Source organism: Shinella sp. HY16 (assembly GCF_028534175.1).
In the GTDB taxonomy this organism is placed as follows: Bacteria; Pseudomonadota; Alphaproteobacteria; order Rhizobiales; family Rhizobiaceae; genus Shinella.
Map to the genome: position 1 here is coordinate 314,065 of NZ_JAHYXL010000004.1, position 12,743 is coordinate 326,807.

Genomic DNA, 12,743 nt, shown 5'->3' on the forward strand with positions numbered 1-12,743 from the left:
ACGACGATGTTCAACAGAAGACAGTTTCTCGGGGCTGGCGCTGCAGGCGCGGCGCTCGTCTCGTCCACCGCCTGGGCCCAGACCTCCAATATGGGCCTGCCCGAGGCGGCGGTCATGGATAGCGCGGCCACCCAGTTCCCGGTGCGTCCCACCACTGGCCCGGACTACACGCCTGTCGTCACGCTCAACGGCTGGACGCTCCCCTACCGCATGAACAATGGCGTCAAGGAGTTCCACCTGATCGCCGAGCCTGTCGAGCGCGAGATGGCGGAGGGCATGACGGCCTATCTCTGGGGCTATAACGGCCAGTCGCCGGGCCCGACCATCGAGGCGGTCGAGGGCGACCGCGTGCGCATCTTCGTGACGAACAAGCTGCCGGAGCACACGACGATCCACTGGCACGGCATGATCCTGCCCTCGGGCATGGACGGCGTCGGCGGGCTCTCGCAGCCGCATATCCCGGTCGGAAAGACCTTTGTCTACGAGTTCGACCTCATCAAGTCCGGCACCTTCATGTACCACCCGCATTCGGACGAGATGGTCCAGATGGCGATGGGCATGATGGGCTTCTTCGTCGTGCATCCGAAGGACCCGGCCTTCATGCCCGTCGACCGGGATTTTGTGTTCCTCCTGAACGCCTTCGACATCGAGCCCGGCGCCTATGTCCCGCGCATCATGGAGATGACCGACTTCAACCTGTGGGCCTGGAACAGCCGTGTCTTCCCGGGGATCGACCCCCTGGTGGTCTCCAAGAACGACAAGGTCCGCGTGCGTGTCGGCAACCTGACGATGACGAACCACCCGGTCCACATGCACGGCTACGATTTCGAGGTGACGTGCACGGACGGCGGCTGGGTCCGACCGGAAGCACGCTGGCCGGAGGTCAGCATCGACATCCCCGTCGGGGCGATGCGGGCCTACGAGTTCGACGCGAAATATGTCGGCGACTGGGCGATCCATTGCCACAAGTCGCACCACACCATGAACGCCATGGGGCACGACGTCCCGACATTCATCGGCGTCGACAAGAAGGAGGTCGCCAAGAAGATCAGACAGTTCCGTCCCGAATACATGCCCATGGGCACCGCCGGCATGGCGGATATGGGCGCAATGTCGATGGAGATACCGGAGAACACGATCCCCATGATGAACGGCTGGGGCCCGCATGGCCCGATCGAAATGGGTGGCATGTTCTCGGTCGTGAAGGTCCGCGAGGGTATCTCGGCGGGCGATTACAGCGATCCGGGCTGGTACGAAAACCCGCCCGGCACGCAGGCCTGGGAGTGGACGGGCGCCTTGCCCGAAACGACCAAGGCCAAGGACGCGAAGACCACGATTACCCCCGGCCACGCCAGGCACGGCTGAGCCAACCCCCTCGAAACGAAGGATATGAAATGATGAAGACCGCACTGACCGCGCTGCTGCTCGCAGCGGGCTTTTCGACGAGCGCCCTTGCCGATGCCGGCCACGGCGCCATGGCCGTCGGCGAACCCGGCAAGAAGGCCGAGGCCACCCAGACCATCCGCGTGACGATGAAGGAGACCGACGACGGCAAGATGATCTTCACGCCGAGCACCTTCAAGGTCCGCAAGGGCCAGACGATCGTCTTCGCGATCAAGAATTCCGGCGAGCTCGACCATGAATTCGTGCTCGACGAGGAGAAGGAGGTCATGAAGCACAAGGCGGTCATGGAGAAGTTCCCGGAAATGGAACACGAGGATCCCAATGCCATCCGCCTTGCCCCCGGCAAGGCCGGCGAGGTCGTCTGGAAGTTCACCAATGACGGCGTCTTCAAGATCGCCTGCCTCGTGCCGGGGCACTACGACGCCGGCATGCACGGCGACATCACCGTCGCCAAGAAGTGAGAAGAAAGGAGAACGTCATGAAATTCATCGCAAAAATCGCTCTTTCCGCAGCGCTCGTCCTTGCGGCCGCCTCCGGCGCCTTCGCGCAGGAATTCACGAGCGGCACCGTCAAGAAGGTGGACGAGAAGGCCAAGAAGGTCACGCTCGTCCACGAGGAGCTGAAGAACCTCGAAATGCCCGCCATGACCATGGTCTTCCAGGTCGCCGACGCGGCGCTCATGGAGAAGCTCAAGGCCGGCGCAAAGGTCGAGTTCGTCGCAGAGCGGGTCAATGGCAAGCTGACGGTCACGCAGGTGAAGTAAGGCCGGGAGGCCGCGCTCTCGAAAGGAGCGCGGCATTTCCCCGCCGGGGGCGATCGCGTGGGGTCTGCGGAGATGGCCGGCCGGGCAGAGGGGCCCCGCGCACTCCATCCGACACCGGCGATCGCCCTCACCCGGCCCCATGGAATTTCCGGTCCGGCGCTCCCATCTTCGGGGCATCGGTCAGGGAGCACAGGACGCGCATGCAGTTGAGACGGATCACCCCGCAGGATTGGCCATGGATCCAGCACTGGTTCGAGGACGAACGCCTCAACGAGGAACTCGGTCCGCTCGACGAGGCATGGCTCGATCACGTCCTGCACGCAACGGACGGCGTCCAGCTCGTCGGTGTCGAGGACGGTGCACCCGCTGCGCTCGTCGGTTGTGTGTGGAGTCCCGAGCCAGGCGGGCTCCACGGGATAACGGATATCGCGGTGCGCCCCGCCGTGCGTGGCACGGGCCTGGGCCGCCGGGCGCTTGCCGCGGTCGTCGGCTGGGACGGCCATCCGCCGGCCGCCGGCTGGATGGCCTTCGTCGATCACGAGAACGACGCGGCCCACGCCTTCTTCACGGCATTGGCATGGACCTATCGCGGCCTCGACGACGAGATGCACCGCTTCGAGCTTATGGCCGCCTGATCTCGGCGGGGGATCCGGTCAGCCTTCGGCGTCGTCGGACGCCGGCCTGTCCTTGGCCCAGTAGTGGTCGCGGATGTTCTGGCCGTTGCGGATGACGAAGGTGGCGATGTCGGGATCGCCGCCCTCGAAGGTCTCGGGGTCCGCGCCGCACAGGTGCAGGAACAGCTGCTGCTGCGCGTGGGCGACAAAATAGTCGTAGGCCGGCGGCGGCTCGTCGAGGCCGACGGCCTTCAATTCCTCGGCAGCCTGTTCGATCGCGGTCTTCAGCGCCGCGTGGATTGCGGCCATCATGGCCTTCTCCACCCGCTCCTGTATCTCGACATAATGTTTCTCTGCGGGCGTGAGAACGGGGCAGGTCGTGTTCAAGCATCAGTCTCCTTGCGGTCCGAGCGCCTATCTGGCGTCCGGAAGCGGCCGGTTCAAGAGGGGCCGGATATCGATCCCGCCCTATTCGACGAAATCGCAGCGGGCAAGCCAGACTGCGGAGCATCCCGGAAAACGCGGGCGTATCGATGCAACTCAAGATGTCATATTTCGCAGTTCGGACACAGGGTCCGTTAACTTCTATGACGGAAGATTTCACGCTGGGAGAAGAGTAAGCCGGGGGTAACGAATGAGCGGACGAGGGTGCGGGCGTGCAGCGGCAGGCCGCTTTACCGGCGCATGGCTGGCGTGCACCCTGTTTGCTGCGCTGCTTGGCTGTGCCGGCGGTGCCTCCGCCCAGCAATCTTCAGGCGATCAGGTCCGGTTGCAGGTCATCGGCGGTCTTGCAGGCGTCACGCAGTTCACCAAGATCGAGCAGCCGTTCTGGGAAACGGAAATCGGGCCGCTGTCGCAGGGCCGGATCAGCGCGGCGATCCGCCCGCTGGATGCCGGCGGGCTGCGTGCCCAGGAAATGCTTCAGCTCTTGCGGCTTGGCGTCGTCTCCTTCGGGACCGTGCTGCTGAGCGCCACCGCCGGGGACGAGCCGGAACTGAGCGCGATCGACCTGCCGACGCTGAACCCCAACGTGGCGATGCTGCGCCGGACGGTCGGCGCCTACCGGCCGCACCTGGAAATGGTGCTGGACCAGCGCTACGACATCCGGCTTCTCGGCGTCTACGCCTATCCCGCGCAGGTGCTGTTCTGCGTCGACGCGTTCACCGGTCTCGACGACCTCGCCGGCCGGCGGATCCGGACGTCTTCCGTCGCGCAATCGGAACTGGTGACGGCGCTCGGTGCCGTGCCGGTGAGCATACCCTTTGCCGATATCGTGCCGAGCCTTCGCGATGACCTCGTCGACTGCGCGATCACCGGCACGCTGAGCGGCTACGAGATCGGGCTGCCGGAGGTCACATCCTATGTGCATGCCATGGCGCTGAGCTGGGGCGTATCGATCTTCGGCGTCAACCGGCCCTATTGGGACAACCTGCCCGTCGATGTGCGCAGCACGGTCGCGCAGGGTGTGCGCCAGCTCGAACAGCGGATCTGGGCCCAGGCCGAGGCGGACACGGAGCGTGGGCTCGCCTGCAATGCCGGCGCGCCTGACTGTTCCGGCGAAACCCAGGCGGCGATGACCATCGTGCCGACATCGCCGGAGGACGAGGTGCGGCGGCAGCGCCTGCTGCTCGACGTCGTACTGCCGCGCTGGTTCAAGCGATGCGGAAAGAGCTGCGAGCAGACCTGGAACACCTATCTCAAACCCGTCCTTGCAAACGAGCCCCAAAGCCCATGACCAACCAGAAATGCCGGGGTATCCTGCCGTGATGAAACGCCTTCAGCTCGTGGTCTGCGCCGGCACGGCCGCCATCCTGACGATCATCGCGCTTGGCACCGTGCATGTCGTGGAAAAGGCGGAACGGGCTGCCTGGCAGGCCGCGCGGCAATCGCTGGAAGGGTCCGCCAAGGCGGTGGAGAACGCGCTCGAGCGGCAGTTGCTTCAGGTCGACGGCGCGCTGGCGAGCCTCCCGGCCTTGTTCAAGGCGGCGAAGATCGCCCCGGGCCAGGCCGGGCCGGCCGGCCAGCTGCTGAGCGGCATCAGCTTCCAGACGATGGCCTTTCGCGATCTCCTGCTGGTTGCGCCGGATGGCAGCGTGGTGGCGTCCGGGCAATCGATGACGGTGCGCCATCCGCTGCCGACCGATGTCGCGCTGGTGGGCCGTAATCCGACAACCCTGATCGGCCCGGTGCACAATCCCGTCACCGGCGACTGGTCGCTCTATGTCGCGCGCCCGATCCCCGGATGGATCGGCATCGTTCCGGTCGCCGAAGTGCCGTTGCAGACCCTGATGAAGCTGGTGTCGGAGACCAATCTCGGGCGCGGTACGCGGATCTTCCTGGAGCGCGCCGATGGCAGGGTCATCGCCTCGCAGCCGCATGACGAGCTGCTGATCGGCAAATCCCATGGCGCTGTCCATCGGCAGGGGGCGGTGAACGGCGTGGCCTTCCCGGCCACCGAGACCGGTGCGGACGATGGCGTGCTGACGGTCGCCCGGCAGTCGCTCTATGGTGACATCAGGGTGGTGCTCAGCGCACAGAACGCGGTTCTGCTCTCCGACTGGCGCAGCGCGCGCGACGGCATCGTTCTCGGCGCCGGGATCGTCGCGCTGTTCGTGCTCGCCTTCGCGGCGGCGATCCTGGTCGCCATCCGCCAGAGGGAAAAGGTCGGCGCGGAGCGTGAGCGCGCCTCTGCCGTCCTCGACAATGCGATCGCGGCGATGTCCGATGGCTTCGTGATGTGGGACGAGAACGACCGGCTGGTGACCTGCAACCAGCGCTACCGCGACCTCTACGCGCTGAGCGCCCCCTTCATCGAGGCAGGCGCGCGTTTCGAGGATATCGTTCGCCAGGGCGCCGAAAGGGGCCAGTATCCGCAGCTTACGGGGGACATCGATACCTTCATCGGCGATCTTGTCGCCTGGCACAGCGGGGACAGCGGCGCGATCGAGAGCATGCTGCCGAACGGCGTCTGGGTGCTGGCGAGCGAGCGGCGGACGGCCGATGGCGGCCGCGTCGGCATCCGCACGGACATCACCGCGCTGAAGGCGGCCCACGCGGAGCTCGCCGCGGCCAATGCCCGCGCCAATGCCGCGGTCGAGGAGGCACAGCGGCAGAACATTGCCCTCACCCGCCAGGAAAGCCGCATCCGCTTCCTTGCCCATCACGATGACCTGACCGGCCTGCAGAACCGGCTGGCCTTCCGCACGCAGATTGCCGATGTCCTGCAGCAGATCGGCACCAGGGGTGGGCAGGCCGCGCTGCTGTTCCTCGATCTCGACCGTTTCAAGGACATCAACGACACGCTCGGCCACCCGGTCGGCGACCAGCTGCTGCGGGACGTCGCGCGGCGCCTGTCCGCCTGTGTGCGCAAGACCGACACCGTCGCGCGCCTCGGCGGCGATGAGTTCGCGATCCTGTGCACCGGGCACGACCAGCCGCAATCCGCCGAAGTGCTGAGCGCCCGCATCGTCGATGTGCTCAGCCAGCCGTTCTCCATCGAGGGCCGGGCGATCGCCATATCGACGAGCATCGGCATCGCCATTGCCGAGGGTGCGGGCGGGGATGCCGACACGCTGCTGAAGCAGGCGGATGTGGCGCTCTACCAGTCCAAGTCCCGCGGGCGCGGCACGTTCTGCTTCTTCACGGAGGAAATGGACGAGCAGCTGCATGGCCGCATCGCACTCGAGGCGGACCTTCGACGGGCGATTGCCGAGGAGCAGTTCGAGCTCGCCTACCAGCCGATCTACCAGCTGGCCTCCCGCACGCTCAGCGGCTTCGAGGCCCTGCTGCGCTGGCAGCATCCCGAGCGCGGTTCCGTGTCTCCGGGGGAGTTCATCCCGCTGGCAGAGGAGACCCGGCTGATCGTCGAGATCGGCGCCTGGGCCTTGCGGCAAGCGTGCCGGGATGCCGTGCATCTGCCGGGCGCGCCGCGCATTGCCGTCAACCTGTCGCCGGTGCAGCTCGCCTTCGGCGACATGGTCGCGATCGTCCGGGATGTGCTGGCCGAGACCGGCCTCGATCCGGCGCGGCTCGAGCTGGAGATCACCGAGACCGCCCTGTTCGACGACGACAACCGGACCCTTGCCGCGGTGAAGAGCCTGAAGGCGCTCGGCGTGCGCATCGTCCTCGATGATTTCGGCACGGGATATTCGAGCCTCAGCCACCTGCGGCTGGCCCCGCTGGACAAGGTCAAGATCGACCGTTCCTTCGTCAACGACATCACGGTCCGCCCCGACAGCGCCGCCATCGTCTCGGCCATCGCGGCGCTTGCAGGCGAGCTGGGCATGACGACGACGGCCGAGGGTATCGAGACCCCGGCCCAGCTGGAAGCGATCCGCCAGGCGGGCTGCACGGAAGCCCAGGGCTTCCTGCTCGGCAGGCCCCAGCCGCTGCTCAAGGCCGTCTCCAGCATCCTTGTCCATGAAGAGATCGAGGCCATCACGGCCAGACGCCTGGTGTCCTGAAACCGGCGCCGCCCGCGCGGGCAAGGGCCACGGCCTCTATCGCCGATGGCCGCCCTTGGCGGGGCGTGGGCTTCGAGTGTTGCAGGTTATGCTTCCCGTTTCGGGCGAAAAGGCTTTTCGAAAATTAGTCCATATAAAAGATAGAATTCCTATACTCGCCGGCCGAACGCGTTATCCTCCCCGGTATCGATGCCGCAGGGCATCCCGATCGTCTGGAGGCCACCATGCCGTCGCTCGATATTCCCGTCGATACGCTCATCCTGCCGGGTCTCAATGGCTCGCCGGCGGCGCATTGGCAGCGCCATTGGGCGCGCGACAACCTGGAAAGCCGCGTGGTCGAGCAGCACGACTGGTCCTGCCCGGAGCAGCGGGACTGGCTCGTCCGGCTGGAACGGGTGGTGGAGATGGTGGGCAACGACGTCTGGCTGGTCGGCCACAGCCTCGGCTGCATCCTCGCGGCGCATTTTGCCGAAAGCCGGCTCGCCGGGCGCATCCGTGGCGCGCTGCTCGTGGCGCCTTGCGATCTGGAGACGACCGAAGGGCTGCATCCCTGCATCATCCGGTTCGGCGCCATGCCGGTGCGCCCGCTGCCCTTTCCCTCGCTCGTCGTCGGCAGCCTCAACGATCCCTACATGCCGGCCGAGCGGCTGCGCCAGACGGCGCGCGCCTGGGGCAGCGACCTCGTCGATATCGGCCATGCCGGCCATATCAACATCGCCAGCGGTTTCGGCCGTTGGACCGCCGGCTATGATTTCCTCGAACTTCTGAAAACGCGGGCGGCCGGTGCGGGCCGGGCAACGGGGCACCTGCCGTCCCCTCTCCCCTCCCCCGGGCTTTCCCCCGCAGCCCTCCACTGAAAGACGCACATGAGCACCTCATCCTTCCTCCCGGTCGTGGCGATCGTCGGCGGCGGCTTCAGCGGCGCGGCGGTCGCCTACCACCTGGCGCGCGCGCTGCCGGCGCATGCGGCGCGCATCGTCGTGTTCGAGCCCCGCGCCCGGCTCGGTGGAGGCCTTGCCTATGACACGGACGAACCGGTCAACCGCATCAATGTGCCGGCCGCGCGCATGTCGCTTTTGCCGGAGGATGGCGAGCATTTCGCCCGCTGGCTGCGGGTGACCGGCTATCTTGCGACGGACCCCGATGCCGAGACGGCGGACGGCCATGTCTTCACCCGTCGCTCGGCCTTCGGCCGCTACGTCGCCAACCAGCTCGCACCGCTCCTCGCCAGCGGGGCGGTGGAGCACCATCGCGGCCGCGTCGCTGCGGTGACCCGGCAGGAGGGCGGCGACTGGCGCATCGCGGCCGCCGACGGCACGGTGCTCTTCGCCGACACCGTCGTCATCGCCACGACCCACCCGGCGCCGCGCGCCCCGGCCGTGCTGGCGCATGCCCTTGCCGGACATCCGGGCTACATCCCTGATGCCACCGTGCCCGGCGCGCTCCGGCGCATCGGGGCGCTCGACCGGGTTCTTGTCGTCGGTGCCGGCCTCACCGCGGCGGATGTGATCGCCGCGCTCGATGCCCGCGGGCATCGCGGCCTCATCACCGCCGTCTCGCGCCGGGGCCTGCGTGCCCGCGGGCACGATCTTGCCGCGCCTGCGCCGTTCGGCAATTTCACCGCCCCGCCCGCCCGCTCGGCGCGCGCCCTGCTCCGCCGGATCCGCCAGACCGTCGCCGAGGCCGGAGCGCAGGACGTCGGCTGGCATGCGGTCATCGACCGGGTGCGGGCGGAGGGCGGTACGATCTGGCGCGCGCTGCCCCTCGCCGAGCAGCGACGGCTCCTGCGCTTCCTGCGGCCCTATTGGGATGCGCACCGCTTCCGCATCGCCCCGCAGGTGGAAGCGGTGCTGGAGCAGCGCCTTGCCGAGGGAACGCTCGCCTTTCGCGCCGGCTCGATCGCGGCAGCCGAACACGACGCTGCGGGCGGCCTTGCCGTGCGCCTGCGCCTGCGCCTGCGCCTGCGGCACGGCGGAGGCTTCGAAGATGGCCGTTTCGATGCGGTGGTGGTGACGACGGGGCCGGGCCACGAGGCGGTGCTGGAAAGCCAGCCCTATCTCTCCGGTCTTGCCGCCGCGGGCCATGTGCGGGCGGACCCGGTGGGTCTCGGCCTGCTGGTCGATGAGCAAAGCCGCAGCGTTGCCGCCAGCGGCCGGCCTTCCGGCACGCTCTTCGTTGCCGGCCCGCTGGCGCGCGGCACGTTCGGCGAGCTGATGGGCCTGCCGCAGGTGACGGAGCACGCCGTGCTCGTCGCCCGCGCAATCGCCGCCAGCCTCCCCGCCGCGCAGGTGCGTGCGCACGGCTAGAGTTTGTCAGGGAAAAGCGGAACTGCTCTGAGCGCGCCCTCCCCTCCCCTGCCGCGGGGAGGAGAGGGGAGGAGGGTCAACCCCGCGCTTCCTCAACCAGCGCCAGCGTCTCGAGCCGCGCAATCAGGCGGTCCGCCTGCGGTGCGCCAAGATGCGCCCTCAGCGCTTCGGGCCACAGATCGAGTGCCATCAGCACGGTGTCGCGCACCTCCCGCTCGATCCAGTCCGGATCGAGCCCGAGGAAGTCCGCGACGCGGCGAAAGCGGCGCAGGGTGACGGCGGAAAAGCCGTGGGTGCCGACGAAGCGCAGCGCCAGCTGGTCGTCGGGCGCAAAGAGCACGGTCGGCACGATGTCGTAGGCCGGCGACAGCCGCACCGCCCCGCCTCCCGGAAACAGGAAGGACCAGTTCTTCAAATGATTGTCGCCATTGCCGATGAGCACGTCGGCGACAATGCGGCGGATGCCCTCCAGCACGTCGGCACGCCAGTCGGTGCTGAAGCGGCGGATCATGTTGAGGATAGTCTCGTAGGTCGCCATCGTGTATTTGCGCTCGCCGACGGCACCGACGACCTGGCCGGCATCCTCCATGTGCAGGCGCTCCCCCTCCCCCGGCCGGTCGAACCGGTCGACGGCGAGCGCCATCGCGCCACCCGAAAGCAGGCCGGCAGACAGGCCGTCGATCTCCCCCACCGGCACGAGCCGGCAACCGGCCGTCGTCACGCCGATCATCCGGCAGAGCGTCATGGCGGCGAATTCGGCCTCCGGCAGGCCGGGATAGCGCGCCGTGGGCACCTTGAGGATCGCCCGTCCCTCTCCGCCCCGCGCCGGCACGGTCAGCCGGGCACCGGCGGGGGCGGCGGAGAATTTCAGCTGCACACCGGCCAGTGAGAATTTGACCAGTCCTTCCGGCTGCGGCAGGTCGAGCCCGGCGAACCGTTCGAGATGGAGGGGACCGGCGGTCTCGGGCGGCGCCGTCTCTGACGTCACCAGCACGGCACCCGGCAGGTCGCCGCCGAGTCGCGTCAGGAGATCGAACTGATCGTGCCGGCCCGGGCCCATCTCGGCGAGCACGAGGTCGCGCAGCGCGCCCTCGGGCAGGAGACCGGCAAACCACGGCGGCAGGTGACCGTTGAGGCCGATCTTGTCGCCGCGTGCGGCAAGCCGGCCGCGCGTCGCCGCCTCGTCGCCCGGCACCTGCCAGCCGAGGCTCAGCACCGGCCGGGCCGGATCGCGCAGATAGGCCTCGTCGACGATAAAGGCCGTCGCCCCCTCCCCGTCGCGCGACAGGATGCCGACCCGCCGGGGCCGGCCCGCAGGATCAAGGAGGTGCACCCCGAGCACCGCCGCGCGCACCATTACGCTTCTCCGTCGGCAAGGTCGATGAAGACGTCGTCGAAGGCGGTGCCGTCCGGGCGCGCGGCGTCTTCTTTCGGTCCGGTGGGCGCCAGCAGGGCCTGCACCGCCGCCAGCCGTTCGGCCGGCACCAGCACGGGCGAAAGGTCGAGCGCATCGCAGATCTCCAGGAGCAGCGCCAGCCGGTCGCGCCCGAGACGTCCCTGGATGAGGTCGCGCTCCAGCTCCGAAATGCGCGCCCGATCCCGCCCCAGCCGCGCCGCCAGCGCCGGCTGGGTGAGGTCGCGGCTCTTGCGAGTGCGGCGAAGCTGCGCGCCCAGATTTTCGGCGACGGAGGATTTCATGCGGAAAGACGCTCTTTGCTGCAAAACAAGCGGATTTTCGCATACCATGGAACGGGCTTACAAAAAAGCGGAATTCCGCTTTTCCTGGCGCAGAGAGCGGGATTCCGCTTTTTCGGTACCCTTGCATGCCGGCATTCTGCGCCGTTCCCGGAGTGCCATCCATTGCCGCGCCTGTTTTCCTCCATTGCTTGCTCTGCGTTGCGGCAAGGAGTGCCACGCGGCTGTCCCGGGCGGCTGCGGGCCCGAGCGGCACATCGCGGTTTGGCGCCCTCTGCGACATGGCGGTCGGGCGGGTCTGCCGGAATGGTCGATCCGACCATGGTGCTGGCGTTTTACACCATCGGACGCGCCTGCCAGCCTGGCGTACTGCTCCCATCGGGGCCGTGCCGAGTTGACAGCTGGCAATCAAATGGTGTCCCGCGCCCCTATGCCTCCGACAAGGAAGCGCTCTTGCCGAGGGGCTGGAGCTGCCGGCACAGGACAGGAAGAAGGATGCGGCCCCGCTGGTCATCGCTGCGATGCGCGGGCGAATGCTGGAGCGCGTTGGCGGGTGTTGCTGTACGTGCGTAGGGTTCCGGAATGTCAAATCGGCGGGTCGGCGAATGGCGGAACGCCACTACCGGCATCGTCAACGCCGCGTATCGGGGCCGGCATCTCGTCCACGCCTCACCTCGCCCGGCAGCCGGTGTGTTGACAGCTGTCAACGCCCGCCATCGGCCTCGATCAGCCTGTAGCCCCGCCGCTGTTTCTGCACCGCCAGCCGGTCCGCATCCCGGCAGGCGCCGGCAAGATTCTCCTTCGCCTCCCTGCGCTCGCGGGCATAGACGCCGATGCGTCCCCATTCGCGTACCAAGAGCACGGTGCCGAAAAGATCCCGCGTTACCGTCAGACGGTAGAAGCGCTGCATGTTGCGGGTCGCGTCCCGGCGTTCGAAATGGCTTGACCTCGTCTCGTCCATGGGGCGAGTCTCGCCGGTAGGGCGAATCCCGTCCAACGCATTTTTGGAATCGATGGCTACGCATCGATTCATGATGCTGATGGATCGCGCGGTTGACAGCTGTCAACGGAGCCCTTGAGCAAGGTGGGAACGAGAATCGGCAGGCGTGGCCGACGATTCGGCTGCGGCCCGGCGCAAAGCGCCTCCGACCTTGCGCGGGACGGAGTCAGAATCCGGTGGATGACGCGCCGCCGGGAACCGCCAGAGTCCTGATTCCGCGGGATTCCGGCCCTCACCCGCCAGGGCGTCGTTAACCAAAAAACGCTTGACGCGACTCGGAACCTGCCCCACCGTCTCTTACGGAACCGGGCGAAGATTGTGATTTTCGCCGTAACTGCCGAAAGCCTCTGTAGATTTCTTCGCCCCCGCATATCCCCGGGGGTGAGAATCGGAGAAACTATAGGCAAGCCGGTCTGCCGGACCATGAGGGGCCGCGGATCGGGGAATGAACGGAGACTGCCGATGGCCAAGCCGTCGCACACAGCCCTTGGAGAATCC

Annotated in this window: 12 protein-coding genes; 8 read left to right on the forward strand and 4 right to left on the reverse strand. The window is 67.5% G+C overall.

Features of this window, described 5'->3' with window-relative positions:
• The first annotated feature begins 6 nt into the window (after positions 1–6).
• The 4 genes from K0P03_RS30380 to K0P03_RS30395 all read left to right on the forward strand — a co-directional run bounded on the left by K0P03_RS30380 (position 7) and on the right by K0P03_RS30395 (position 2,802).
• Complete coding sequence (locus tag K0P03_RS30380; RefSeq protein ID WP_050744279.1) at positions 7–1,365, forward strand: multicopper oxidase family protein; 1,359 nt, start codon at positions 7–9, stop codon at positions 1,363–1,365.
• 32 nt (positions 1,366–1,397) lie between these two features.
• Positions 1,398–1,865 (forward strand): cupredoxin domain-containing protein, encoded by a 468-nt coding sequence (locus K0P03_RS30385; RefSeq protein WP_037405311.1) that lies wholly within the window; start codon positions 1,398–1,400, stop codon positions 1,863–1,865.
• A gap of 17 nt (positions 1,866–1,882) precedes the next feature.
• Entirely contained in the window at positions 1,883–2,167 is a 285-nt protein-coding gene (locus K0P03_RS30390) for a copper-binding protein (RefSeq protein WP_272791551.1), read from the forward strand.
• 200 nt (positions 2,168–2,367) lie between these two features.
• The gene (locus tag K0P03_RS30395) at positions 2,368–2,802 is read left to right on the forward strand and encodes a GNAT family N-acetyltransferase (RefSeq protein ID WP_023515004.1); all 435 of its coding nucleotides are present in this window, start codon (positions 2,368–2,370) and stop codon (positions 2,800–2,802) included.
• 18 nt (positions 2,803–2,820) lie between these two features.
• On the opposite strand, the gene K0P03_RS30400 is transcribed toward K0P03_RS30395, so the two are convergent.
• Positions 2,821–3,168 (reverse strand): hypothetical protein, encoded by a 348-nt coding sequence (locus tag K0P03_RS30400; protein ID WP_024270057.1) that lies wholly within the window; start codon positions 3,166–3,168, stop codon positions 2,821–2,823.
• Between the two features lie 247 nt (positions 3,169–3,415).
• Here K0P03_RS30400 and K0P03_RS30405 point away from each other — a divergent pair, with 247 nt between their 5' ends.
• The 4 genes from K0P03_RS30405 (at position 3,416) to K0P03_RS30420 (ending at position 9,550) form a co-directional block, all read left to right on the forward strand.
• Entirely contained in the window at positions 3,416–4,516 is a 1,101-nt protein-coding gene (locus K0P03_RS30405; RefSeq protein ID WP_272791552.1) for a TRAP transporter substrate-binding protein, read from the forward strand.
• A gap of 31 nt (positions 4,517–4,547) precedes the next feature.
• Complete coding sequence (locus K0P03_RS30410) at positions 4,548–7,244, forward strand: bifunctional diguanylate cyclase/phosphodiesterase (protein WP_272791564.1); 2,697 nt, start codon at positions 4,548–4,550, stop codon at positions 7,242–7,244.
• Between the two features lie 224 nt (positions 7,245–7,468).
• Entirely contained in the window at positions 7,469–8,101 is a 633-nt protein-coding gene (locus K0P03_RS30415) for an RBBP9/YdeN family alpha/beta hydrolase (protein WP_130516795.1), read from the forward strand.
• Positions 8,102–8,110: 9 nt separating this feature from the next.
• The gene (locus K0P03_RS30420) at positions 8,111–9,550 is read left to right on the forward strand and encodes an FAD/NAD(P)-binding protein (RefSeq protein ID WP_272791553.1); all 1,440 of its coding nucleotides are present in this window, start codon (positions 8,111–8,113) and stop codon (positions 9,548–9,550) included.
• Positions 9,551–9,626: 76 nt separating this feature from the next.
• Here K0P03_RS30420 and K0P03_RS30425 read toward each other — a convergent pair whose 3' ends face one another.
• The 3 genes from K0P03_RS30425 to K0P03_RS30435 form a co-directional block, all read right to left on the reverse strand.
• Entirely contained in the window at positions 9,627–10,907 is a 1,281-nt protein-coding gene (locus K0P03_RS30425; RefSeq protein ID WP_272791554.1) for a type II toxin-antitoxin system HipA family toxin, read from the reverse strand.
• Positions 10,907–11,248, reverse strand: coding sequence for a helix-turn-helix domain-containing protein (locus K0P03_RS30430; protein WP_050744271.1), 342 nt, complete (start codon positions 11,246–11,248; stop codon positions 10,907–10,909). Before K0P03_RS30430 ends, K0P03_RS30425 begins: the two co-directional genes overlap by 1 nt.
• A gap of 700 nt (positions 11,249–11,948) precedes the next feature.
• A complete protein-coding gene (locus K0P03_RS30435) occupies positions 11,949–12,206 on the reverse strand; it encodes a WGR domain-containing protein (protein ID WP_272791555.1) in 258 nt (85 codons plus the stop codon).
• Positions 12,207–12,743: the final 537 nt, after the last annotated feature.

Excerpts from the sequence above, each read along its gene's own strand:
- K0P03_RS30395 (WP_023515004.1), top strand. The coding sequence starts at position 2,368 with ATGCAGTTGAGACGGATCACCCCGCAGGATTGGCCATGGATCCAGCAC.
- K0P03_RS30410 (WP_272791564.1), top strand. The coding sequence starts at position 4,548 with ATGAAACGCCTTCAGCTCGTGGTCTGCGCCGGCACGGCCGCCATCCTG.
- K0P03_RS30390 (WP_272791551.1), top strand. The coding sequence starts at position 1,883 with ATGAAATTCATCGCAAAAATCGCTCTTTCCGCAGCGCTCGTCCTTGCG.
- K0P03_RS30405 (WP_272791552.1), top strand. The coding sequence starts at position 3,416 with ATGAGCGGACGAGGGTGCGGGCGTGCAGCGGCAGGCCGCTTTACCGGC.
- K0P03_RS30420 (WP_272791553.1), top strand. The coding sequence starts at position 8,111 with ATGAGCACCTCATCCTTCCTCCCGGTCGTGGCGATCGTCGGCGGCGGC.
- K0P03_RS30385 (WP_037405311.1), top strand. The coding sequence starts at position 1,398 with ATGAAGACCGCACTGACCGCGCTGCTGCTCGCAGCGGGCTTTTCGACG.
- K0P03_RS30435 (WP_272791555.1), bottom strand. The coding sequence starts at position 12,206 with ATGGACGAGACGAGGTCAAGCCATTTCGAACGCCGGGACGCGACCCGC.
- K0P03_RS30415 (WP_130516795.1), top strand. The coding sequence starts at position 7,469 with ATGCCGTCGCTCGATATTCCCGTCGATACGCTCATCCTGCCGGGTCTC.
- K0P03_RS30430 (WP_050744271.1), bottom strand. The coding sequence starts at position 11,248 with ATGAAATCCTCCGTCGCCGAAAATCTGGGCGCGCAGCTTCGCCGCACT.
- K0P03_RS30380 (WP_050744279.1), top strand. The coding sequence starts at position 7 with ATGTTCAACAGAAGACAGTTTCTCGGGGCTGGCGCTGCAGGCGCGGCG.
- K0P03_RS30425 (WP_272791554.1), bottom strand. The coding sequence starts at position 10,907 with ATGGTGCGCGCGGCGGTGCTCGGGGTGCACCTCCTTGATCCTGCGGGC.